Source organism: Pseudonocardia sp. P-1 (genome assembly GCF_058111925.1).
In genome coordinates this window covers 2,357,721-2,381,035 of sequence record NZ_CM176614.1, presented here as the reverse complement: position 1 = coordinate 2,381,035, position 23,315 = coordinate 2,357,721, and the positions used below count along the sequence as shown (strand labels likewise).

Sequence of the window (23,315 nt, the reverse complement as noted above, 5' to 3'; positions counted from 1 at the left end):
TCAGCGGGTGAACAGGCAGGACTCGTAGAGCCGGACCCCGTGGCGCAGGGCCTGCTCGCGGGTCACGGGGCTCTCCGGGTCCAGCCAGGCCAGCACGATCTCGCCCATCCCGCCGAGGCAGAAGTGCCCGGCGACGCGCAGGTCGTCGGGCTCGATCCGGGTGTCGGCGGCGCCGCTGACCATCAGCTCGGCGAAGCCGCGGTTGGCGCTGCGGCGGCGCGCGAGCAGCGCAGGACAGCCGACCGCGTCGACCAGCGCCACGACCCGGCGCGGGTCGCGGTCGACGTCGTCGAACCACGCGGTGAGGGCGGCCCTGATCTGGGCGGCCGGGTTCGGGGCCGCCGACTGCACCGCGGCCATCGTGGCGGCGGCGCGCTCGTCGACGACGTGGTCGAACACCGCGCACCCGAGCTCCACGCCCGAGGCGAACTCCGCCGCGGCGGAGGCGGGCAGCCCGGCCCGTTCCGCGGCCGAGGAGGGGTCGATGGCGGGCCACCCGCCGTCCACCCACTGCTGCAGGGCCGCGTCGAGGAGTGCCTCGCGGTCCCGTTCACCCCGGTCCATGGGCGCCACTATGACACCAGCAGGGGGAACGACACCCGTCTCCGCGAGCTATCCCCATCTTTGGTGATGTGCCGCCGCAGAACGGGATGGCGACGGTGAATACGCTGGAGGGCATGAGTAAAGCCGTGCTGACCGCCGTGGCGTGGCCCTACGCCAACGGCCCCCGGCACATCGGCCACGTGTCCGGCTTCGGTGTGCCCTCCGACGTGTTCGCCCGGTACCGGCGGATGGCGGGGGACCGGGTGCTGATGGTGTCCGGCACCGACGAGCACGGCACCCCGATCCAGGTCCAGGCCGACGCCGAGGGGCTGACCCCGCGCCAGCTCGCCGACAAGTACAACGGCGTGATCACCGACGACCTGCAGGGTCTCGGGCTCAGCTACGACCTGTTCACCCGGACCACGACGTCGAACCACTACCGCGTCGTGCAGGACATGTTCACCGCGCTGTACAAGAACGGCTACGTCGTCCCGAAGACGCAGCTGGGCGCGATCAGCCCGTCCACCGGCCGCACCCTGCCCGACCGCTACATCGAGGGCACCTGCCCGATCTGCGGCTACGACGGCGCCCGCGGCGACCAGTGCGACAACTGCGGCAACCAGCTCGACCCGGCCGACCTCAGGAACCCGCGCTCGCGGATCAACGGGGAGACGCCGAAGTTCGTCGAGACCGAGCACTTCTTCCTCGACCTGCCCGCCTTCTCCGAGGCGCTCGGCAGCTGGCTGTCGACCCGCACCGACTGGCGCCCCAACGTGCTCAAGTTCTCCGCCAACCTGGTGGAGAACCTCAAGCCGCGCGCCATCACCCGCGACCTGGAGTGGGGCGTGCCCGTCCCGCTCGACCTCTGGTCGGACAACCCGCTCAAGAAGATCTACGTCTGGTTCGACGCCGTCATCGGCTACCTGTCCGCCTCGGTGGAGTGGGCCCGCCGCGGCCCGGACCCGGACGCGTGGAAGCAGTGGTGGACCGACCCGGCCGCCGAAGCCTTCTACTTCATGGGCAAGGACAACATCACCTTCCACTCGGTGATGTGGCCGGCGATCCTGCTCGGGCAGAACGGTGCGGGCGACCGCGGCGGCGAGCCGGGGCCGTACGGGACGCTCGACCTGCCCAGCGAGGTCGTGTCCTCGGAGTACCTGACGATGAGCGGGTCGAAGTTCTCGACCAGCCGCGGCACCGTCATCTACGTCGGCGACTTCCTGCGCGAGTTCGGGCCGGACGCGCTGCGCTACCACATCGCCGTCGCCGGGCCGGAGAACCAGGACGTCGACTTCACCTGGGACGAGTTCGTCCGCCGGGTGAACTTCGAGCTGGCCAACGAGTGGGGCAACCTGGTCAACCGGTCCATCTCGATGGCCCACAAGAACGTGGGCGCGGTCCCCACGCCGACGGCGCCGCAGCAGGCCGACGCCGAGCTGCTCGCGTACTCGCGGGCCGGGTTCGACACCGTCGGCGGGCTGCTCGCGCGGAACCGGTTCAAGCAGGCCGCGGGTGAGGCGATGCGCGTGGTCACCGCCGCGAACCGGTACCTGTCCGACCAGGAGCCGTGGAAGCGCAAGGACGACCCGGAGCGCCGGGACACGATCCTGCACACCGCGCTCCAGGTCGTGCAGGACGCCAACACCCTGCTGACCCCGTTCCTGCCGCACGCGGCGCAGAAGGTGCACGAGGCGCTCGGCGGCACCGGGGTGTGGGCCGCGCAGCCGGAGAAGACGACCGTCGACGACCTCGGCGACGGCCCCGCCTACCCGGTCCTCACCGGCGACTACGCCGCCGAGCAGGCCCACTGGGGGTCGACGCCGATCGAGGTGGGACGCCCGCTGGCCAAGCCGTCGCCGATCATCGCCAAGCTCGCGCCCGAGCTGGGGGAGACCGGGCCGGAGTGGGCCCCGGTCCGGAAGTGAGCGGACACGGCCGCCGGCCGCGTCCCGAGCCGCCGGAGCCGCTCGCCGCGCCGACGATCGACAGCCACACCCACCTCGACGCGTGCGGCTGCGAGACCGACGCCGACGTCGTCGCCGCGATGGACCGGGCGGCGGCGGTCGGCGTCGTCGGCGCGGTCACCATCGCCGACGACCTCGACGGCGCGCGGTTCGCCGTCCGCGCCGCGCACGCCGACGACCGGGTGTGGGCGGCCGTCGCGCTGCACCCCACCCGGACGGCACGGGTACCGGCCGCCGACCTCGCCGAGATCGAGCGGCTGGCCGCCGACGACCGTGTCGTGTCGATCGGCGAGACCGGCCTGGACTACTACTGGGACCACAGCCCGCCCGCCGCGCAGCAGGACGCGTTCCGCTGGCACATCGGGCTGGCCAAGCGCACCGGCAAGCCGCTGATGATCCACGACCGGGACGCCCACGACGACGTCCTGCGCATCCTCCGCGAGGAGGGCGCCCCGGACACCGTCGTCTTCCACTGCTTCTCCGGCGACGCCGCGATGGCCCGGGAGTGCGCCGACGCCGGGTACGTCCTGTCCTTCGCCGGGCCCGTCACCTTCAAGAACAACCACGAGCTGCGCGCCGCCGCGGCGCTGGTGCCCGCCGGGCAGTACCTCGTGGAGACCGACGCGCCGTTCCTCACCCCGCACCCGCACCGCGGCCGCGCCAACGAGCCCTACGTGCTGCCGTGGACCGTGCGGGGGATCGCCGCGACCCGCGGGGAGTCCGAGGCCCTCGTCGCCGAGACGGCCCGCCGCAACGCCGAACGGATCTTCCGGCTGCGCACAACCGATTGACGCCGTCCGCCGTGACGAGTGGCGGGGTTGTCGTCACTCACCGTCGACCACCGTCCGCTCGTCGCCACGCGCGCGTCGGAAACGCTGCGCCGGGTCACGGTCCGCTAACGTCCGTCGTCGTACCCGCCGGGACGGGGTCGCTCCCCCGACCCGCGGGACGACGACCGGTCCGCTCCCCAGCGACGGTTCCGCTCCCCGGCACCGCGCCGGTCGTCGTTCCCGCAGGTCATGGCCCTTCCCGGACAGCCGAGCCCCCGGGAAGTCATGTCTTCGCGTCACGCCGCACCGCTCGCCGACGACGAGCTCACGCGACCGCTCCCCGTCATCGCGCCCGCCGGTCTCGCCGGCGACGAGGCCGGGTACGTCACCTACGAGGGCCGTCACCGCACCGCCGGTGCCCGCTCCCGGGCCGGGGTCCGGACGGCCGCTGCGGCCGCGCTGTTCTCGGTCCCCACCGGCGGCCTCGCCGCCGCGGTGCTCACCGCCCCGGCCGAGCAGCCCGCCCAGGAGCTCCAGGCCGGGCTCGCCGCGAACGCCACCGACCTCGGCACGGCGTCGATGAACCTCGACCGGCCCTCCTCGCCCGCGTCGTTCGCCCCGGTCGCCGCCCCGACCACCGGCTCGGACATCGTGAACGCCCAGATCGTCGAGTCGCAGAAGCTCCCGGCGCCGGAGCAGGAGGTGCAGGACCCGTCGCTCGACGAGGGCACCCGCACCGTCGTCGACCCGGGCCGCGAGGGCGCCCGCAGCATCATCTGGCGGGTCACCTACGACCAGGGCCGCGAGATCGCCCGCGAGCGCGTCGGCGCCGGTCAGGACACTCCGGCCATGCCGCGCGTCGTCAAGGTCGGCACCAAGAAGAAGGTCGAGGAGACCGTCGAGAAGGCCGCCGCGAAGGCGAAGTCCTCGGCGCCCGCGGTCTCGAACGGCGCGACCTGGGACAAGTTGGCCAAGTGCGAGTCCGGCGGCAACTGGGCGATCAACACCGGCAACGGCTACCAGGGCGGGCTGCAGTTCAACAAGCAGACCTGGCAGGCCTACGGCGGCGGGCAGTACGCCCCGACCGCGGACCAGGCCTCCCGCGAGGAGCAGATCGCGGTCGCGGAGAAGGTCAAGGACGACCGCGGCGGCTACAGCGCCTGGCCGTCCTGCTCCTCCAAGCTCGGCCTGAGCTGATCCCGCACGCACCCCGCCCGGGGTGCCCGGCGAGAATGGTGCCGTGAGCGACCACGGGACCGACGGCGGCCGGAGCCGGAGCATCGACGCCGACGGCGGCCGGAGCCGGACCACCGCCACCGCCCGCCTGCTGGGCCCGGCCGACGTCCGGGCGCTGGCCGAGCGGCTCGGTCTGCGCCCCACCAAGAAGCTCGGCCAGAACTTCGTCCACGACGCCAACACCGTACGCCGGATCGTGAAGGCCGCCGGTGTCGACGGCGACGACGTCGTCCTCGAGGTCGGCCCCGGTCTCGGCTCGCTCACCCTGGCGCTGCTGCCGGTCGCGGCCCGGGTGCACGTCGTCGAGATCGACCCGGTGCTGGCCGGGCTGCTCCCCGCCACCGTCGCCGAGCGCGCCCCCGAGCTGGCCGGTCGTCTCACCGTGACCGGGGCCGACGCCATGCGGGTCGGCGCGGACCGGCTCGCGGCCGACGCCGGGCCCGGTGCGGCGCCGCCCACCGCGATCGTCGCGAACCTGCCCTACAACGTCGCGGTGCCGGTGATCCTGCATCTGCTCGCCGAGCTGCGGTCGCTGCGGACCGGGCTGGTCATGGTGCAGGCGGAGGTCGCCGACCGGCTCGCCGCCGGACCCGGCTCGCGCGAGTACGGCGCCCCCAGCGCCAAGCTCGCCTGGTACGCGGCCGCCCGTCGGGCCGGGCCGGTGCCGCGCGCGGTGTTCTGGCCGGTCCCCGGCGTCGACTCCGGGCTGCTGGCCTTCACCCGGCACGACCCGCCCGCCGACGCCGACCGGGCGGCGACCTTCGCGGTCGTCGACGCGGCCTTCGCGCAGCGCCGCAAGGTGCTGCGGGGAGCACTGTCGGGCTGGGCCGGCTCGGCCGCGGCGGCCGAACAGGCCCTGCGCGCCGCGGGGGTCGACCCCACCGCCCGCGCCGAGACCCTGGCGGTGTCCGACTTCGCCCGGATCGCCCGGAACCGCCCGGCTGGGCACCCTCCCACCCGACCGGACCGTGCCGGGGGCGGCGCATGATGGCGTGGTGACGCGGTCGAGGGAACAGGTGGTCAGCGCCGACGGGACGAACCCGTGGCCCGCGCTGTGGGCGCTGGTGATCGGGTTCTTCATGATCCTGGTCGACGCCACCATCGTCACCGTCGCGACGCCCGCGCTCCTGACCTCGCTGGACGCCGACGTCAACTCCGTCGTCTGGGTGACCAGCGCCTACCTGCTCGCCTACGTCGTCCCGCTGCTGGTCACCGGGCGGCTGGGGGACCGGTTCGGGCCCAAGCGGGTCTACCTGTGCGGGCTCGCGGTGTTCACCCTGGCCTCGCTGTGGTGCGGGCTCACGACGACCGTCGGCGCCCTGATCGTCGCGCGGGTCGCCCAGGGCCTCGGCGCCGCGATGATGACGCCGCAGACCATGGCCGTCATCACCCGGACCTTCCCGGCGGCCCAGCGCGGGCGCGCGATGAGCCTGTGGGGCGCCGTCGCCGGCGTCGCGACACTCACCGGGCCGATCGTCGGCGGGCTCCTCGTCGGCGGCCTCGGCTGGGAGTGGATCTTCTTCGTGAACGTCCCGGTCGGGGTGATCGCCTTCGTCGCCGCCTGGCGGCTGGTGCCCTCGCTCGAGACCTCGCGCCGCCGGTTCGACGTCGTCGGCGTGGTGCTGTCCGCAGCGGGCATGTTCCTGCTGGTCTTCGGCATCCAGGAGGGCCAGAAGTTCGGCTGGAGTGCCGGGATCTGGGCGCTGATCGGCAGCGGCGTCGTCGTGCTGGTCGCGTTCGTGTGGTGGCAGCGGGTCACCACCAGCGAGCCGCTGGTCACGCTGCGCCTGTTCCGGGACCGCAACTTCTCGCTGGCCAACATCGCGATCTGCACCGTCGGCTTCGCGATCACCGCGCAGGGCTTCCCGCTGATGATCTACGCGCAGAGCGTGCGCGGCTTCACCCCGACCCAGGCCGCGCTGCTGCTCGCGCCACTGGCGATCTTCTCCGGCGCGCTCGCGCCGTACACCGGGCGGCTGACCGACCGCGTCCACCCGCGGCTGATCGGCGGCTTCGGGATGTCGACGTTCGTCATCGCGCTGGCCTGGCTGGCGTGGGTGATGGGCCCGGACACCCCGGTCTGGCAGCTGCTGCTGCCCCTCACCCTGCTCGGCATCTCCAACTCCTGCGTCTGGGCGCCGATCTCCACCAGCGCCACCCGCAACCTGCCGATGGACCAGGCCGGATCCGGTTCGGGTGTCTACAACACGACCCGTCAGGTCGGCGCGGTGCTCGGCAGCGCGGGCATCGCGGTGCTCATGGAGTCGCGGATCGCCGCGCTCGTCCCGGGCGCGTCGGCGACCGGCGGCTCCCCGGAGGCCGCCGCGACCGGCGGCCCGCTGCCCGAGGTGCTCCGCGAGCCCTTCGCGACGGCGATGGCCCAGTCGATGCTGCTGCCCGCGGCCGTACTGGTGATCGGGTTCGTGGCCGTCGCCTGCTTCGCGACGCCGCGCCACCTGGTCGAGCGCCGCGCCGCCACGGAGCGCACCGGCTCCGCGGAGTCACTCACCCGGTAGCTCCTCCTCCGGGAGCGGGCGTCTCCTCCGGGAGCGGGCGTCGGCGGTGGGCCGGGTGATCGGTCGGGCGGCGGTCCTCGGCGCTCCGCCGTGCCGCCCAGACCGTCTGGTCGTGAGGTCTGCACCCGTGAGGTCTGCACCCGTGAGGTCTGCACCGAGTGGGATCCGCGCCGGGCGATCCGCCTCGGGCGGTCCGCGCCGGGCGGTCGCGGATGCCTGTTGTGCGAATTCGCTCACCCGGTAAGCGAGTTCGCCGGAGAGACGGTGTCGGTGGGGACGATCCCGGTGCCGACGGTGGTAGATCGGGCGGTGTCGGGTGGGGGGCGGTCTCGGGCGGGGCGGGCGGTGGCCGTCCCACCGGCAGCGCTGTCCTACCCATCGGCCCGCGTGGGTGCCGGTTCTCCGAACTCGCTTACCGGGTAAGCGGATTCGTTGGGGGACGGGTGCCCGTGACCGGGGCTGATCGGCCTGCCGCGTCACCCGGTGCCGCGCCGCCGGGGTCGGATCGGCCGGGGTCGGATCGGCCGGGGTCGGATCGGCTGGGTCGGATCGGCCGAGGTCGGGCCGCCGGGGTCCGGCCGGCCGGCCTGACCGGGCAGTGCGGCCTGACCGGGCAGTGCGGCCTGACCGGGCAGTGCGGCCTGACCGGGCAGTGCGGCCGGATCAGGCAGCGCGGCGGACCGGCAGCCCGGCCGGCCCGGTGAGCCCGGCCACCCCGGATGCCGGGCGGCGGCGGCCCGTCCCGTGCTGCCCGTAGGGTTGAGCGGTGCTGTCCGCCGTGCCGCGACCGGTCACCGTCCGGGTTCCCGCGAAGATCAACCTGCACCTCGCCGTGGGCGGGGTGCGGCCGGACGGCTTCCACGACCTCGTCACGGTGTTCCACGCCGTCAGCCTGTTCGACGAGATCTCCGTCGAGCAGGCCCAGGAGCCCGCGCTGGAGGTGCACGGCGACGGCGTCGCCGAGGTGCCGCTGGACGCCACCAACCTGGCCTGGCGGGCGGTCGAGCTGCTCGCGGAGAAGGCCGGGCGTGCCCCGGACGTGCGGGTGACCCTGCGCAAGGGCATCCCGGTCGCGGGCGGCATGGCGGGCGGCTCCGCGGACGCGGCGGGCACGCTCGTCGCGCTGTCCTCGCTGTGGCGGCTGGAGCTGGGCCGCGACGAGCTGTCCGAGCTGGCCGCCGAGCTCGGATCGGACGTCACGTTCGGCCTGCACGGCGGTACCGCGCTCGGCACCGGCCGCGGCGAGAAGATCATCCCCGTGCTCGCCCGGCACCGGCTGCACTGGGTGATCGCGCTGGCCCGCGGCGGGCTGTCCACGCCGGCGGTGTTCTCCGAGCTGGACCGGCTGCGCGGCGACGGCCCGATCGCCGAGCGGCCGGTCGAGCCCGTCCTGGAGGCACTGTCCTCGGGGGACCCGCGCCGGCTCGCGCTCAACCTGGGCAACGACCTGCAGGTGGCCGCCGTCTCGATGGCCCCGGACCTGCGCCGCACCCTGCGCGCCGGGGTCAACTCCGGCGCGCTCGCCGGGCTGGTGTCCGGGTCCGGGCCGACCTGCGCGTTCCTGTGCGCCGACGCCGACTCCGCCGTCGAGGTCGCGACCGAGCTCGCCGGGATGGGGGTGTGCCGGACGGTGCGGGTCGCCCACGGCCCGGCCGGCGGCGCCCGCATCGTCGACACCTCCGAGACCGGCGGCGACCACCCCCCCGACCGCGGCGGTCCCTCGAGCTCCGGCTCGTGGCCCCCGGTCCGTGCCTGACCTTCCCGACGGTGGAGACGTAGTTGCCCGAGAACCTGCTCAACCTGGAGAACGTCACCGCGCACGTGCCCGGTGACGCCAGCCGCGTCCTGCTCGACGGTGTCTCGCTCGGCGTCGAGCGCGGCGACCGGATCGGCGTCGTCGGCCTCAACGGCGGCGGGAAGTCGACCCTGCTCGACGTGATCACCGGCGACCGGCCCGTCGAGGGCGGCCGGGTCAGCCGCCTCGGGGGCCTGCGGATGGCGCACCTGGTGCAGCACGACCGCTTCCCGGCCGGGTCGACGGTGCGCGACATCGTCCTCGCCGAGTACGGCGCCGACCACGAGTGGGCCGCCGACGCCCGGGTCCGCGACGTCCTCGACGGGCTCGCCATCTCCGACATCGAGCGCCCCACCGACGGCCTGTCCGGCGGCGAGAAGCGCCGGGTCGCGCTCGCCGCGGCGCTGATCGGGGAGCTCGACCTCGTCGTCCTCGACGAGCCCACCAACCACCTCGACGTCGAGGGCATCGGCTGGCTCGCGACGCACCTGACGTCGCGGCGGATCGCACTCGTCGTCGTCACCCACGACCGCTGGTTCCTCGACACCGTCTGCACCCGGACCTGGGAGGTCGCGAACGGGCGCGTCGAGTCCTACACCGGCGGCTACGCCGACTGGGTCTACGCCCGCGCCGAGCGCGGCAGGCAGGCCGACGCCGCCGAGCAGCGCCGCCGCAACCTGGCCCGCAAGGAGCTGGCCTGGCTGCGCCGCGGCCCGCCCGCCCGGACCTCGAAGCCCCGCTACCGGATCGAGGCCGCGGAGGCCCTGATCGCCGACGTGCCCGCGCCGCGCGACACCGTCGAGCTGATGGCGTTCGCGACCAACCGGCTCGGGCGCACCGTGCTGGAGCTGGAGGACGCGACCGTCTCCGTCGCCGGGCGCACCCTGCTCGACGACGTGACCTGGCGGCTCGGCCCGGGCGACCGGGTCGGCATCGTCGGGGTCAACGGCTCCGGCAAGACGACGCTGCTGCGTGCCCTGTCCGGGGAACGTGCGCTCGACTCGGGCCGGCGCGTCCAGGGCAGCACCGTGAAGATGGCGCAGCTGTCGCAGGAGCTCGTCGACCTGCCCGCCGAGATGCGCGTGCTGGAGGCCACCGAGGCCGTCGCCAAGTACGTGCGGTTCGGCAAGCAGGAGATGACCGCGTCGCAGGTGCTCGAGCGGCTCGGGTTCCCCGCGGCCCGCCAGTGGACCCCGGTCGGGCGCCTGTCCGGTGGCGAGCGCCGGCGGCTGCAGCTGACCCGGCTGCTGATGGACGAGCCGAACGTCCTGCTGCTCGACGAGCCCACCAACGACCTGGACGTCGACACCCTCGCCGGGCTGGAGGACCTCCTCGACGGCTGGCCGGGCACCCTGGTGGTCGTCAGCCACGACCGGTACCTCACCGAGCGGGTGTGCGACCAGGTCGTCGCCCTGTTCGGCGACGGCCACCTCACCCACCTGCCCGGCGGGATCGGCGAGTACCTGACCCGCCGTGCCGCCACCGGCCACGGCCCCGCCGGGGCCGCACCGACCGCGCCGGTACCGGCCGGTGCGCCCGTCGCACAGGCGGCCGGGCCGAAGGCGAGCGCCGCGGAGCAGCGGGCCGCCCGCAAGGACGCCCAGCGCCTGGAACGACGGATGGGGCAGCTCACCGCGCAGGAGGAGAAGCTCCACGCCCGGCTCGCCGAGGCCGCCACCGAGCCCGGAAAGCTGATGGAGCTGGACCGGGAGCTGAAGGCCGTCGTCGCCGAGCGCGAGAGCGTCGAGCTGGAGTGGCTCGAGGCCGCCGAGCGCGCCGAGGGATGAGGGGTCTCTCCTACCCAGGTAGGAGAGACCCCGGGTAAGAGATCAGTAGTTCGACCGATCCGCGGCCCCCGGGTGCGCGGATACCGTCGTACTCGCGTCACGGCGGGCTGGGGAGCCTCGCCGGGGCGCGGGGGGAGAGACGGGCCGGTTCCGTCGCCACAGTCGGGGGGTGGCGACGGAACCGGGCTCGTGGCGGTGAGTCCGCCGCCCGCGGCTGTCACCGCGATGCCGGCGCGCACGGCCTCCTGGGAGAGCCGGGTCCTGCCGCGCCGCCCGGCCCGACCACGGTGACCAGCCGCGCGGTGCCGCCCGGCGTCGAGGGCCAGGCGGGCGAGCAGCCCCCGGACCCGCGGGCCCGCGGGCAGCAGCTCGCACCCGTCGCCGTCTCCGTCGGTGACGGAGACGAGGCCGAGCATCCGGATCGACATCATGGTCATTGTGCCCCGGAACGATGTCGGGGTGTCGTGGCACGGTGGGACCGTGGAACTGGATGACGAGTTCGTCGTGGACGGTCACCGGGTGCGCTGGACCGCACGGGGCTCGGGACCGCCGGTGGTGTTCTGCCACGGCACCCCCTGGTCGTCGTGGCTGTGGGCGCCGATCGCCGCGGCGGTGGCCGGGTCGCACCGGGTCCTGCTGTGGGACATGCCGGGCTACGGGGCGTCCGGGCACAGCGCGGACGTCTCGCTCGGCGTACAGGGCCGGGTGCTGGCCGGGCTGCTCGAGCGGTGGGACCTGCCCGAGCCACCGCACGTCGTCGCCCACGACTACGGCGGCGCCGTCGCCCTGCGTGCGCACCTTCTGCACGGCGCGGCCTACCGGTCGCTGACGCTGGTCGACGTCGTCGCGCTCGCCCCGTGGGGTTCGCCGTTCTTCCGGCTGGTGCGGGAGAACGCCGAGGTGTTCGCGGCGCTGCCGGGGCCGCTGCACGAGGCACTCGTCCGGGCCTACGTGCGGGGTGCCGCGCACCGGCCCCTGCGGCCCGCCGACGAGGACGCGCTGGTCGGGCCGTGGTTGGGCGAGCAGGGTGCGGCCGCGTTCTACCGCCAGATCGCGCAGGCCGACCAGCGCTTCACCGACGAGGTCGAGCCGCGCTACGGCGAGCTGGACCTGCCGGTGCGGGTGGTGTGGGGCACCGAGGACACCTGGATACCGGTCGACCGCGCGCACCGGTTGACCGCAGCGGTACCGGGGGCCGAGCTGCACCTGGTGCCCGGGGCAGGGCACCTGATCCAGCTCGACGCCCCGGAGGCGCTCACCGCGCTGGTGCTGGGGGCACTCAGCCGGACGCCGTGACCACCTTCGCCAGCTCGTCGAGCTTCGCGAGGGTCTCGGACTCGGGCAGTGTCGGGAGCAGGAAGGTGACCCGCTCGACGCCCGCCTCGGCGTACCCCGCGACGACATCCGGGTCCGGCTCCCCGCCGAACACCGTGGTCGGCACGTCCGGCTTGCCCCGCTCGGCGAGGACGTCACGGACGCGGCGGATCTCGTCGAAGGAGGTGTGCCCGCGCGGGAGCCAGCCGTCGCCGACCTCGGCGAGCCGGTTCAGCGCGGCCTCGCTCTCCCCGCCCAGGTAGATCGGCGGGGTGCGCACCGGCTTGGGCCAGGAGAAGGACCGCTCGACGTCGAGGTGGTCGCCGTGGAACTCGGCCTCGTCCTCGGTCCACAGCGCCCGCAGCGCGTGCAGCTGCTCGGTCATCAGTGGTCCGCGGGTCCTCGGATCGACGCCGTGGTTGCGCATCTCCTCGCGGTTCCACCCCGCGCCGACGCCGAACAGCAGCCGTCCGCCGGACACCAGGTCGAGGCTGGCGGTCTGCTTGGCGGTGTGGATGATGTCGCGCTGTGGCAGGAGCGCGATCCCGGTGCCCAGGAGCAGGCCGGTGGTCGTCCCCGCCATCGCGGTGAGCGCGACGAACGGGTCGAGGGTGCGGTAGTACACCCGCGGCAGGTCGCCCCCGCCGGGGTAGGGCGACTCCCTGCTGGTGGGGATGTGCGAGTGCTCGGCGAGGAACACCGAGTCGAAACCGCGTTCCTCCAGCGCCCGGCCCAGCGGCCCGGGACGGATGCCCTCGTCGGTCACGAACGTTGCGATACCGAACTTCATGACCCCCGGGTACCCGGCTGGCCGGACGGTCACGCCCCCCCGGCCAGCCGGTCCAGCAGCAGGGCCTCCGCCAGCACCCCGCGCCCGAACATGCCCAGGTGCAGGCTCTCGTCGATGCCGTGCCAGCGGCTGGCCGGGTCCCCGACCCCGGTGACCAGCACCGCCGCGCCCGGGAAGGTCCGCGCGAACTCCGCGATGAACGGGATGGAACCGCCGATGCCGGTCTCGACGGCGTCGTTGCCGTAGGCGGCGGAGAACGCGGCGCGGGCGTGGTCGTAGACCTCGCCGGTCGAGGACAGGCTGAACGGCTCGGCGACGCCGTGGCCGCGCGTCACCGACACGTGCGCGCCCCACGGGACGTTGCCCTCCAGGTGCTCGGTCAGCGCGCGCTGGGCCTCACGGGCGTCCTGCCCGGGGGCCAGCCGCATGCTGACCATCGCGCGGGCGCGGGGGAGCAGCACGTTCGAGGCCTCGGCGACCTTCGGCGCGTCGATCCCCAGCACCGCGACGGCGGGGGCGTGGTTGACCCGGTCCGGGATCGAGCCGGTGCCGAGCAGCTCGACGCCGTCGAGCAGGCCCGCGTCGGAGCGGTAGGTCGCCTCGTCCGGGTCGGGCGCGTCGGAGCTGCCGCGCACCAGGCCGGGGACGGCGACCTCGCCCTTGTCGTCGTGCAGGGTGGCCAGGGTGCGGCACAGCGCGGTCAGCGCGTCCCCGACCGGGCCGCCGTAGACCCCGGAGTGCACCGGACGCTCCAGCATCGACACCTCGACGACGACGTCGACCAGGCCGCGCAGGCTGGTGGTCAGCGCCGGCACGTCGACGGCAGGGTTGGCGGCGTCGGCGATCACGATGACGTCGGCGGAGAGCTTGTCGCGGTGCTCGGCCAGGAGCGCGGTCAGCGTGGGGGAACCGGACTCCTCCTCGCCCTCGATGAACAGCACGACCCCGACCGGCGGCCGTCCCTCGTAGGCGCGGAGCACGGCGAGATGGGTCATGACGCCGGCCTTGTCGTCGGCGGCGCCACGGCCGTAGAGCCGCCCGTCGCGCTCGGTCGGGGTGAACGGCGGGCTGGTCCACTCGTCGTCGCCGCCGGTGGGCTGGACGTCGTGGTGGGCGTAGAGCATGACCGTCGGCATGCCCTCGGGTGCGGGCCAGTGCGCGACGACGGCCGGGGCCCCGCCGTCGGCGGAGATGATCTCGACCGAGGCGGCGCCCGCGTCGCGGGCCAGCGTCGCGACGGCGTCCGCGGAGCGGCGGGTGTCCTCGGCGTGTGCCGGGTCGGCCCAGATGCTCGGGATGCGGACCAGCGCCTCGAGGTCCGTGCGCGCGCCCGGGAGGACGGCGTCGACGGCGGCGGAGAGGTCGGCGGGAGCGGGGGCGGTGTGCGGCTCGGCCATGCGCCCGGATGCTACGCCGCGGCGCGTCGCGTACGGCCGGTCGTCGATCGTGCCGCCCCGCACGGGCGGTTCGTCGCTACATTCGGGCCCATGTCCCGATTCCTGGCGACGTTGCTGGAGTCCGCGACCGTTCCCGGCGGGCTCGCCCGTGGGATGACGACGGGGGAGCCGCACGATCCCGTTCGGCGTTCCTGGGCGGAGGTGCACGAGACGGCCCGCGGGATCGCGGACGCCCTGCGACGCCCCGGCGAGGACGGCGGCCCGGCCCTGCCCTTCGGCGGTGCCGTCGGGGTGCTGGCCGGCGAGCCCGCGGCGATCGCCCCCGCCGCGCAGGCGGTGTGGCTGTGCGGCGGCAGCGTGACGATGCTGCACCAGCCGACCCCGCGCACCGACCTCGCCGAGTGGGTCGCCGACACCGTGACCACCCTGGGCATGGTCGACGCCGCGATGGTGCTGCTCGGCCCGCCCTTCGACGCGCTCGCGCCGGTGCTGACCGAGCGGGGCGTCCCGTTCCGGATGCTCGACTCGCTGACCGGCGACCCCGCCGCGTTCGTCGCGGACGCCGCCGTCGCCGACGAGGGCGACACCGCGCTGCTGCAGCTCACGAGCGGTTCGACCGCCGCCCCGAAGGCGGTCCGGATCACCCACGCGAACCTGCACGCCAACATCGGGGCGATGGTGACCGCGTCCGCTCTGGACCTCGCGACCGACCGGATGGTGTCGTGGCTGCCGCTGTTCCACGACATGGGGATGGTCGGGTTCCTGACCGTCCCGATGACGGTCGGGCTGGACCTGGTCACCGTCACCCCCGCGGACTTCCTGGGCCGCCCGCGGCTGTGGGCCGAGCTGATCTCGTCCTACGGCGGCACCGTCACCGCGGCCCCGAACTTCGCCTACGCCGTGCTGGCCCGCCAGCTCGCCCGGGTCGACGACGGCGCGCTCGACCTCTCCTCGCTGCGGCTGGCGCTCAACGGCGCCGAGCCGGTGGACCCGGCGGCCGTCGCGGCGTTCACCGAGGCCGGTGCCCGCTTCGGGCTGCGACCGGAGTCGGTCCTGTGTGCCTACGGGATGGCGGAGACCGCGCTCGGGGTGTCCTTCGCGCCCGTCCACACCGGGCTGACGGTGGACCGGGTCGACGCCGAGTCCCTGGAGACGCACCGGCGCGCCGAGCCCGCGGGCACCGGTCCGGTGCGGGAGTTCCCCGAGCTCGGACCGCCGCTGCCCGGGATCGAGGTGAAGGTCGTCGGCAGCGGCGGTCGCGTACTGGGCCCCCGGGAGGTCGGGGTGCTGCACCTGCGCGGCGACGCCGTGACGCCCGGCTACCTCACCGTCGACGGCCCGGTGTCCACCCAGGACCGCGACGGCTGGTTCGACACCGGCGACGAGGGCTACCTGACCCCCGACGGCGCCGTCGTGGTGTGCGGCCGCACCAAGGACGTGATCATCATGGGCGGGCGCAACATCTACCCGACCGACATCGAGCGGGCCGCCGGTGCGGCCGAGGGCGTGCGCGCGGGCAACGTCGTCGCGGTCCGGATCCCGGCAGGTGACGGGCGGCGCCGGGAGTCGTTCGCCGTCGCCGTCGAGGCGAAGGGGGCCGACGGCCCCGAGGCGGTGCGTGCCCTCCGCGACGACGTGATCCGCCGCGTCGTCTCCGCGGTGGGGGTGCGGCCGGCCGAGGTCGCGGTGCTGGCCCCGGGGAGCCTGCCGAAGACGCCGTCGGGGAAGCTGCGCCGCGCCGCGACGGCGGACCTGCTCACCGCCCGTCGCTGACCCGGACGCACGGGAGCCCCGGTCCCTGCGGAGGGACCGGGGCTCCCGTGGAGGACGGGGCTCAGCCCGACAGCGGGTGGAACCGGTTCTGCGCCGGCTCCAGGCCCTCGGACAACAGGGCCTCGGCGGCGTCCGCGGCGAGGTCCAGACCGAGGTCCAGCTCCTTGTTCTCCACGCCGGAGAACCGCTTGAGCACGTAGTCCGCCGGATCCTGGCGACCCGGCGGCCGGCCGATGCCGAACCGCACGCGCAGGTAGTCCTTCGTGCCGAGCGCCTTGCTGATCGAGCGCAGGCCGTTGTGCCCGCCCTCGCCACCACCGCGCTTGAGGCGGACCACGCCGAAGTCGAGGTCCAGCTCGTCGTGGACGACGATCACCTCGGTCGGCGGGATCGAGAAGTACTGCACGAGCCCGGCGACCGGGCCGCCCGAGAGGTTCATGTACGTCCGGGGGACGGCCAGGGTCACCGGGCGACCGGCGAGCCGGCCCTGCGCGATGTCGGAGTTCGACCGCTTGTGCGCGGAGAACCGGCCGGCGCCGGCCCGCGTCGCCAGCAGTGCGGCGACGCGGGTACCGACGTTGTGCCGGGTGCCCTCGTAGTCCGGCCCCGGGTTCCCGAGTCCGACGACGAGGGCCGGCCCCGGCACGGGGCTCACTTGTCGGAGGACTCGGAGTCGCCCTCGGAGTCCGCGGAACCCTCGGCGGAGTCGCCCTCGGCCTCGGCGTCGGTGGCCTGCTCCTCGTCGGACGGCTCCTCGACCACACCGGCGCCCTCGGCGTCGACCTCGGCCTCGAGGTCCTCCTCGGTCGGGGCCGGGACGACCTGCACGACGAGGTACTCCTCGTCGGTGCGCAGCTCGACGCCACCGGGGAGCTTCAGGTCCTTGGCGAAGTACTGGGTGCCGATCTCGGCGTCCTCCACGGAGATCTCGATGTTCTCCGGGATGTTCAGCACGTCGGCCTCGACCAGGACGGTGTTGAGGTCCTGGGTGACCAGCGAGCCGGGGACGGCCTCGCCGGTGACGACGACGTCGAGCTCGACCTCGACCTTCTCGCCACGCTTGATGACGAGCAGGTCGACGTGCTCGATGTAGGGGCGCAGCGGGTGCACGACCACGGTCTTGGTCAGCGCGAGCTGCGGGCTGCTGCCGTCGACGTCGAGCTCCAGCACGGCGTTGCGGCCCTGCTCGCGGACGACCGCGGCGAACTGCAGCGACGGCAGCGACAGGTGGACGGGGTCGGTCCCGTGGCCGTAGAGGACGGCGGGGATCTTGCCGGCGCGACGGGTGCGGCGGGCGGCGCCCTTGCCGAACTCGGTCCGGGTCTCGGCGGGAATGCGGGTCTGGGCCACGGGAACTGCTCCTCGAACTGTCTGCGGTGGAAGGCGCGCGCGGCGAGGAGCCGACCGGGATCGGCCCACGTCGATCACGGCGGGTCAAGAGTGCACCCGCCCTCGCCGCGGAGATGCCGAGAAGAGTACGCCAGGCCCGTGGCCGTCCCGGGGCCAGCCCCCGGGACGGCCACGGACCCCGCTGGTCAGGCCGCCGAGTGCGGGACGCCCTGGCCCGGGTCGATGCGGTGCGGGCCGTTCTTGCCCGGCTTGACGTCGAAGTCGAAGATCCCGGTCGGCAGGTAGACCGTCGAGCACGAGTTCGGGATGTCGACCACACCGGACAGCCTGCCCTCGATCGGCGCCGCCCCGAGGATCATGTAGGCCTGGATCGGGGAGTAGCCGAAGTTCGTCAGGTAGTCGATCGCGTGCAGGCAGGCCCGCTGGTACGACAGGTGCGAGTCGAGGTAGCGCTGCTCGCCGTCGAGGGTGACCGAGGTGCCGGAGAACGCGATCCACTCGCTGTACTGCGGGTCGGTGTTGCCCGGCACGAAGATCGCGTTCTCGGAGACGCCGTAGGTCGCCATGCCGCCCTTGATGACGTCGACGTGCAGGTCGATGAAGCCGCCCATCTCGATCGCGCCGCAGAAGGTGATCTCGCCGTCGCCCTGGGAGAAGTGCAGGTCGCCCATCGACAGGTTCGCGCCGTCGACGAACACCGGATAGAAGACCCGGCTGCCCTTGGTGAGGTTCTTGATGTCCTGGTTGCCGCCGTTCTCCCGGGGCGGTGCGGTGCGCGCGGCCTCCGCGGCGGCCCGGTCGAAGTCGGCGCCGGTCAGCGAGCCGAGGATCGCCGAGTCCGGGTTCGGCGGCAGGGCCAGCGGCGGCACCCGCTCCGGGTCGGTGTCGATCAGCGCCTGCTCGCGGGCGTTCCAGCGGCCGAGCAGCTCGGGCGACGGCGCCGTCCCCATCAGCCCGGGGTGGACGATCCCGGTGAACGACACCCCCGGGACGTGCCGGGAGGTGGCCGTCCCGCCCCGGAAGTCCCAGATGACCTTGTAGGCGTCGGGGAACTGTTCGGTGAGGAAGCCGCCGCCGTTGCGGGTGGCGAACACCCCGGTGTAGCCCCAGCCCTGCCCGGCCAGCGGCCCGGAGTCCTCCTGCGGGATCGGCCCGACGTCGAGGATGTCGACGATCAGCAGGTCACCCGGCTGCGCCCCTTCGACGGCGATCGGCCCGGACAGCACGTGCACCCCGGCGAGCGGTGCGTTCAGGATGTCGTCGGCGGAGTCGTCGTTGTGGATGGCGCCGTCGAACCACTCGCGGCAGTCGACCCGGAACGTGTCCCCGGGCTTGACGTGCACCTGCGCCGGGATGTCGGGGTGCCACCGGTTGTGGCCGGTCAGCTGCTGGTCGGTGAAGGTCTTGGTGCTGTCGAGGGGGAAGACGTTCCTGGGCATCGGACACTCCCGGGGTCGGTGCGGACGCGGGCGGGGCGGACGGGGTGCAGCGGTCGGCGCGGGGCGGTGCGACGCGGTCAGGGCCGCGGCAGACCGCGGGTGGCGGGGTGCAGCGGCGGCCCGCCGGGGCGCAGCGGGCGCGGCGGTGGGGCGGAGACGACCTGCGGTTCGTGGGCGGTGGCCGTGGTGCGGTCGATCAGGGCCATCCGGCCGCGGTCGGCGAGGCCGAGCATCGGTGCGGTGATGACGCGCGGGGACTGCTCCCCGCAGGTGGGGCAGCGCGCCGTCGCGGGGGCGCTGCCGATCGGGTGCCGTTCCTCGACGGGGCCGTCGGCCCCGCACCGGTAGACGTAGAGCGCCACGGTCGTACCTCCCGGCACGCCGGGCGACCCGACATGCATCCGAGGAAATATTTTCCTGGGAAAGTACGACCGACGGGCCGGGGTGTCAACGCACCCGTCAGAGTTGCTGGACGACGTCCCAGGCCACCCCGTCGGCGACGGCGAGGAACACCTGCTGGCGCAGGTGCCGCCCGTGCACCTCGACGGTCCCGCGCGGGCTCTCGTAGGCCAGCCCCTCGGCCACCGCGGTCATCGCCGGGACCTCCGGCGACCCGGCCCGGCGCATGAGCTCGGTCAGCAGCCGGACGCCCTCGTAGCAGGACTCGCCGAGGCTGTTGAGCACCGGCGCGTCCGGGCCGAAGCGGTGGGCGTGCGCGGCCGCGAAGTCCAGCCCCGACGCCGTCGCCAGGTCCTCGAAGTAGCCGGCCGAGGTGAGCAGGCCGCGGGTGTTCTCCGGCCCCGAGGCGAGCAGCACGTTCTCCTCGATCAGCGAGCTGAACCGCAGGATCTCCCGGTCCAGCCCGAGGGCGCAGAACGCCCGGTTGAACTCGACGGCGTCGTTGCCGATCAGCAGCATCAGGACGGCGTCGCAGCCGCTCGCCTCGACCCGGCGCAGCGCGCGCGAGAAGTCCTCGGTGCCCAGCGGGACGTACATCTCGTCGCAGACCGTCCCGCCGATCCGGCGCAGGTGCTCGGCCGCGACCTGCGCGGACCGGCGCGGCCACACGTAGTCGTCGCCGACGATCGTCCAGCGGCGCACCCCGGCGGCCTCGGCGAACCAGCTCAGCGACGGGCCCAGCTGCAGGTCCGGGGTCTCCCCGGTCAGGAACAGCCCCGGTCGCTGCTCGCCGCCCTCGTACAGGGCGGTGTAGGCGTAGGGCACCCGCCCGCGGATCCGGGGCGCGACGGCCTCGCGGACCGCCGAGATGTGCCAGCCGGTGACCGCGTCCACGGCGCCGGCACTGACCAGCGCGTCGAGCTCCGCGGCGACGACGGCGGGTGGCGCGCCGCCGTCGACCGGCACCAGGTTCAGCTCCCGGCCGAGCACCCCGCCCGCGGCGTTGACCTCCTCGGCGGCCAGCGTCGCGCAGCTCTCGCAGGACGGGCCGAAGATGCCCGCCGGGCCCTGCAGCGGGACGACCAGCGCCACGTTGAGCACCTCGCTCCCGCGCGCCGGCACCGCCGTCGCGCGCCCGGGGTCCGGGAACGGGGTCATGCAGGTGACGCTATCCATCGTGGCGTCGCCCACCCAGCCCCTCGGGCGAAAACGTCCGGTTACGATGCGCTCATGTCGGAGCCCGCAGAGCACGTGCGGCCGTCCGGGGACGAGTCGCTGCGCCTGCTCTGCGCGGTGGGCCGGACGCTGGACCAGGAGCTCGACGACGCCCTGCGCGGCTGCGGGTCCGACGTCGACCAGTGGCGGGTGCTCGGCCTGCTCGCCGCGCGCGGCGGCTGCACGATGAGCGCGGTCGCCGAGCACGCGCTGCTGCTGGCGCCGCGGGCGACCAAGCTCGTGGACCGGATGACCGCGGCGAACCTCGTGCACCGCAGGCCCGACGTGGTCGACCGGCGCCGGGTGCTCGTCGTCGCCACCGGGCGGGGCCGCGCGGCACTCGCGGAGTGGGACGCCGCGGCGGCCGGGGTGCTGGACCGCTACCGGGACCTGCTGGGTTCCGACGCCGCCCTGTTCGACGACGTGCTGCGGCGGCTGCAGGACGCCACCGGGCGGGCCGGGGCGCCGGGCCTGGCGCGGCTCGCCACGACCGAGGGCTGAGGCGGAACGACCGACGGCGCCCCACCCGCGGGTGGGACGCCGTCGGCGGACGTGCGGAGTGCTCAGGCGTTGCCGTCGAACAGGCTCGTGACCGAGCCGTCCTCGAACACCTGGTGGATCGCCTCGGCCAGCAGCGGGGCGATCGGCAGCACGGTCATGCTGTCGAACCGCTTCTCGGCCGGGATCGGCAGCGAGTCGGTGAAGATGACCTCCGACGCGCCGCAGTTCGCGAGGCGCTCGGTGGCCGGGCCGGACAGCACGCCGTGGGTGGCGGCCACGATCACGTCCGAGGCGCCCTCCTTGAGGAGCACCTCGACCGCCTTCGCGACGGTGCCACCGGTGTCGATCATGTCGTCGATGACGACGCAGCAGCGGCCCTCGATCTCACCGACGACCCGGTTCGCGACGGCCTCGTTCGGCTTGCGCGGGTCGCGGGTCTTGTGGATGAACGCCAGCGGGGTCCCGCCGAGGGTCTCGGCCCAGCGCTCGGCCAGGCGCACCCGGCCGGAGTCGGGGGAGACGACCGCGAAGTTGTCGGTCGGCCGGGTGCTCTTGATGTGCTGGGCGAGCACCGGCAGCGCGAACAGGTGGTCGACGGGGCCGTCGAAGAAGCCCTGGATCTGCGACGTGTGCAGGTCCACGGTCAGGATCCGGTCGGCACCGGCGGTCTTGAACATGTCCGCGACGAGGCGGGCCGAGATGGGCTCGCGGCCGCGGTGCTTCTTGTCCTGACGGGCGTAGCCCCAGAACGGCATGACCGCGGTGATCCGCTTGGCCGACCCGCGCTTGAGCGCGTCGACCATGATCAGCTGCTCCATGATCGCGTCGTTGATCGGGGCGGAGTGCGCCTGGATCACGAACGCGTCGCTCCCGCGGACCGACTCCTCGAAGCGGCAGAAGATCTCACCGTTCGCGAAGGAGTAGGCGGACTGCGGGGTGACCGTGACGTCGAGCTCCTTCGCCACGTGCTCGGCGAGCTCCGGGTGCGCCCTCCCCGAGAACAGCATCATGTTCTTCTTGGGAGTGCCTGCGATCGCGCTCACCGTGCGGTGCCTCCTCGGCTGAGGTCTCTCGGGTCCGTCGTACCGGCGGAGGTGGTGTGACCTGCGCCGTCGTTGCTGGTCGTGCCGTTCGTGGACGGGTCGCTGCCCGCCCGCTGTGCCGCCTCGGCGGCGGGGGTGCCGGGCCGCTTGCGCGGCACCCACCCCTCGATGGTGCGCTGTGCTCCACCCGACACCGCGAGCGCCCCCGGCGGGACGTCGTCGCGGAGCACGGTCCCGGCGCCGGTGTAGGCGCCGTCCCCGACCGTGACCGGGGCGATGAACATGGTGTCCGACCCGGTCCTCACGTGGGATCCGACGACGGTCCGCTGCTTGCGGACGCCGTCGTAGTTGACGAACACCGACGAGGCGCCGATGTTGCTCATCTCGCCGATCGTCGCGTCCCCGACGTAGGTCAGGTGCGGGACCTTGGTGCCCGCGCCGATGTCGGAGTTCTTGACCTCGACGAACGTGCCGATCTTGCCGCGCTCGCCGAGTACGGCGCCCGGGCGCAGGTAGGCGAACGGCCCGACCGAGGCGCCGGGCCCGATCCGGGACTCCGACCCGTGGGTGCGGACGACGCTCGCGCCGGCCCCGACGACGGTGTCGGTCAGCGTGGTGTCGGGCCCGATCACCGCGGCCTCGTCGACCTCGCACGCGCCGTGCAGCTGGGTGCCCGGGTGCAGGACGACGTCGCGCGCGAGCCGCACGCCGACGTCGACCCGGGTGGTGGCGGGGTCGACCACGGTGACCCCGGCCAGCATCCACTCCCGCAGCACGCGGCGGTTCAGCTCCGCGCCGAGCTCGGCGAGCTGGACGCGGTCGTTCACACCGCGCACGCGCCACTCGTCGTCGCAGCGGACGGCGTGCACCGTCCGGTCCGCGGCGACGGCGGCGGCGACCAGGTCGGTGAGGTAGAGCTCCTGCTGGGCGTTGTGCGCGGTCAGGCCCGCGATGCCCGCGCGCAGGAACGCGGCGTCGAAGGCGTAGACGCCGGAGTTGACCTCCGCGATGGCACGCTGCTCCAGTGTCGCGTCGGTCTGCTCGACGATCCCGGTGACGGCTCCGTCGGCGGTGCGCACGATCCGGCCGTAGCCGGTGGGGTCGGCGACCTCGCAGGTCAGCAGGGTGACCGCGGCGCCGTGGTCGGCGTGCTCGGTGACCAGCGCGGACAGGGTCGCGGTGTCGAGCAGCGGGACGTCGCCGTAGGTGACCAGGACGGTGCCGGTCAGGTCCGCGGGGAGCGGGGTGAGGCCGCTGCGGACCGCGTCGCCGGTGCCGAGGCGCTGCTCCTGGACGGCGGTGGTGACGGTGCGTCCGAGGGCGGCGGAGATGCCGTCGACGGCCTGCTCCACCCGCTCGCGCTCGTGCCCGACGACGACCACGAGGTGCTCGGGGGCGGTACCGGCCAGTGCGTGCACCGCGTGGCCGAGCATGCTGCGCCCGCCCAGCTCGTGGAGCACCTTCGGCGTCGACGACCGCATCC

Annotated in this window: 20 protein-coding genes; 10 read left to right on the top strand and 10 right to left on the bottom strand. The window is 74.1% G+C overall.

The features are described from left to right. Positions 1-564 carry a TetR/AcrR family transcriptional regulator gene (locus tag AC0GKK_RS11505; RefSeq protein ID WP_251787060.1) on the bottom strand — a complete coding sequence of 188 codons (564 nt, stop codon included), beginning with the start codon at positions 562-564 and terminating at the stop codon, positions 1-3. Positions 565-677: 113 nt separating this feature from the next. On the opposite strand from AC0GKK_RS11505, the gene metG reads away from it, so the two are divergent. The 8 genes from metG (at position 678) to AC0GKK_RS11465 (ending at position 11,907) form a co-directional block, all read left to right on the top strand. Next, positions 678-2,468 (top strand): methionine--tRNA ligase, encoded by a 1,791-nt coding sequence (gene metG, locus AC0GKK_RS11500; RefSeq protein WP_346101701.1) that lies wholly within the window; start codon positions 678-680, stop codon positions 2,466-2,468. Continuing rightward, entirely contained in the window at positions 2,465-3,298 is an 834-nt protein-coding gene (locus AC0GKK_RS11495) for a TatD family hydrolase (RefSeq protein ID WP_062400196.1), read from the top strand. Before metG ends, AC0GKK_RS11495 begins: the two co-directional genes overlap by 4 nt. Before the next feature lie 264 nt (positions 3,299-3,562). Then, positions 3,563-4,474, top strand: coding sequence for a resuscitation-promoting factor (locus AC0GKK_RS11490; RefSeq protein WP_489883786.1), 912 nt, complete (start codon positions 3,563-3,565; stop codon positions 4,472-4,474). A gap of 127 nt (positions 4,475-4,601) precedes the next feature. Next, entirely contained in the window at positions 4,602-5,501 is a 900-nt protein-coding gene (gene rsmA, locus AC0GKK_RS11485) for a 16S rRNA (adenine(1518)-N(6)/adenine(1519)-N(6))-dimethyltransferase RsmA (protein WP_489884013.1), read from the top strand. Positions 5,502-5,508: 7 nt separating this feature from the next. After that, the gene (locus AC0GKK_RS11480; protein WP_489883785.1) at positions 5,509-7,029 is read left to right on the top strand and encodes a DHA2 family efflux MFS transporter permease subunit; all 1,521 of its coding nucleotides are present in this window, start codon (positions 5,509-5,511) and stop codon (positions 7,027-7,029) included. Between the two features lie 766 nt (positions 7,030-7,795). Continuing rightward, the gene (locus AC0GKK_RS11475) at positions 7,796-8,785 is read left to right on the top strand and encodes a 4-(cytidine 5'-diphospho)-2-C-methyl-D-erythritol kinase (protein WP_062400202.1); all 990 of its coding nucleotides are present in this window, start codon (positions 7,796-7,798) and stop codon (positions 8,783-8,785) included. 23 nt (positions 8,786-8,808) lie between these two features. Beyond that, positions 8,809-10,611 carry an ABC-F family ATP-binding cassette domain-containing protein gene (locus AC0GKK_RS11470; RefSeq protein ID WP_208818758.1) on the top strand — a complete coding sequence of 601 codons (1,803 nt, stop codon included), beginning with the start codon at positions 8,809-8,811 and terminating at the stop codon, positions 10,609-10,611. A 480-nt stretch (positions 10,612-11,091) separates the two neighbouring features. Continuing rightward, positions 11,092-11,907 carry an alpha/beta fold hydrolase gene (locus AC0GKK_RS11465; protein ID WP_253066870.1) on the top strand — a complete coding sequence of 272 codons (816 nt, stop codon included), beginning with the start codon at positions 11,092-11,094 and terminating at the stop codon, positions 11,905-11,907. Here AC0GKK_RS11465 and AC0GKK_RS11460 read toward each other — a convergent pair. Together AC0GKK_RS11460 and AC0GKK_RS11455 are read right to left on the bottom strand one after the other, a co-directional pair. After that, positions 11,891-12,715 carry an LLM class F420-dependent oxidoreductase gene (locus AC0GKK_RS11460; RefSeq protein ID WP_405419409.1) on the bottom strand — a complete coding sequence of 275 codons (825 nt, stop codon included), beginning with the start codon at positions 12,713-12,715 and terminating at the stop codon, positions 11,891-11,893. The two genes, AC0GKK_RS11465 and AC0GKK_RS11460, sit on opposite strands and share 17 nt — an antisense overlap. Before the next feature lie 29 nt (positions 12,716-12,744). Then, the gene (locus tag AC0GKK_RS11455) at positions 12,745-14,112 is read right to left on the bottom strand and encodes a dipeptidase (protein ID WP_489883784.1); all 1,368 of its coding nucleotides are present in this window, start codon (positions 14,110-14,112) and stop codon (positions 12,745-12,747) included. Between the two features lie 90 nt (positions 14,113-14,202). On the opposite strand from AC0GKK_RS11455, the gene AC0GKK_RS11450 reads away from it, so the two are divergent. Next, positions 14,203-15,885, top strand: coding sequence for a fatty acyl-AMP ligase (locus AC0GKK_RS11450; RefSeq protein ID WP_489883783.1), 1,683 nt, complete (start codon positions 14,203-14,205; stop codon positions 15,883-15,885). Positions 15,886-15,946: 61 nt separating this feature from the next. On the opposite strand, the gene pth is transcribed toward AC0GKK_RS11450, so the two are convergent. From pth to AC0GKK_RS11425, 5 genes are all read right to left on the bottom strand, one after another. Further along, the gene (gene pth / locus AC0GKK_RS11445) at positions 15,947-16,540 is read right to left on the bottom strand and encodes an aminoacyl-tRNA hydrolase (protein ID WP_073577622.1); all 594 of its coding nucleotides are present in this window, start codon (positions 16,538-16,540) and stop codon (positions 15,947-15,949) included. Next, complete coding sequence (locus AC0GKK_RS11440; RefSeq protein ID WP_489883782.1) at positions 16,537-17,235, bottom strand: 50S ribosomal protein L25/general stress protein Ctc; 699 nt, start codon at positions 17,233-17,235, stop codon at positions 16,537-16,539. The genes pth and AC0GKK_RS11440 overlap by 4 nt, the downstream gene beginning before the upstream one ends. Positions 17,236-17,420: 185 nt before the next feature. Then, a complete protein-coding gene (gene fmdA / locus AC0GKK_RS11435; protein WP_476653831.1) occupies positions 17,421-18,674 on the bottom strand; it encodes a formamidase in 1,254 nt (417 codons plus the stop codon). A 77-nt stretch (positions 18,675-18,751) separates the two neighbouring features. After that, positions 18,752-19,036, bottom strand: a complete 285-nt coding sequence (locus AC0GKK_RS11430; protein WP_062400225.1) for an FmdB family zinc ribbon protein — start codon at positions 19,034-19,036, stop codon at positions 18,752-18,754. Positions 19,037-19,133: 97 nt separating this feature from the next. Beyond that, the gene (locus AC0GKK_RS11425; protein WP_489883781.1) at positions 19,134-20,231 is read right to left on the bottom strand and encodes a substrate-binding domain-containing protein; all 1,098 of its coding nucleotides are present in this window, start codon (positions 20,229-20,231) and stop codon (positions 19,134-19,136) included. Positions 20,232-20,303: 72 nt separating this feature from the next. On the opposite strand from AC0GKK_RS11425, the gene AC0GKK_RS11420 reads away from it, so the two are divergent. Beyond that, positions 20,304-20,789: a MarR family transcriptional regulator gene (locus AC0GKK_RS11420; protein ID WP_489883780.1), complete on the top strand. Its 486-nt coding sequence runs from the start codon at positions 20,304-20,306 to the stop codon at positions 20,787-20,789. A 62-nt stretch (positions 20,790-20,851) separates the two neighbouring features. On the opposite strand, the gene AC0GKK_RS11415 is transcribed toward AC0GKK_RS11420, so the two are convergent. Next, positions 20,852-21,832: a ribose-phosphate diphosphokinase gene (locus AC0GKK_RS11415; RefSeq protein ID WP_062400231.1), complete on the bottom strand. Its 981-nt coding sequence runs from the start codon at positions 21,830-21,832 to the stop codon at positions 20,852-20,854. Further along, the gene (gene glmU / locus AC0GKK_RS11410) at positions 21,829-23,313 is read right to left on the bottom strand and encodes a bifunctional UDP-N-acetylglucosamine diphosphorylase/glucosamine-1-phosphate N-acetyltransferase GlmU (RefSeq protein WP_489884012.1); all 1,485 of its coding nucleotides are present in this window, start codon (positions 23,311-23,313) and stop codon (positions 21,829-21,831) included. Before glmU ends, AC0GKK_RS11415 begins: the two co-directional genes overlap by 4 nt. Positions 23,314-23,315 lie beyond the last annotated feature (2 nt).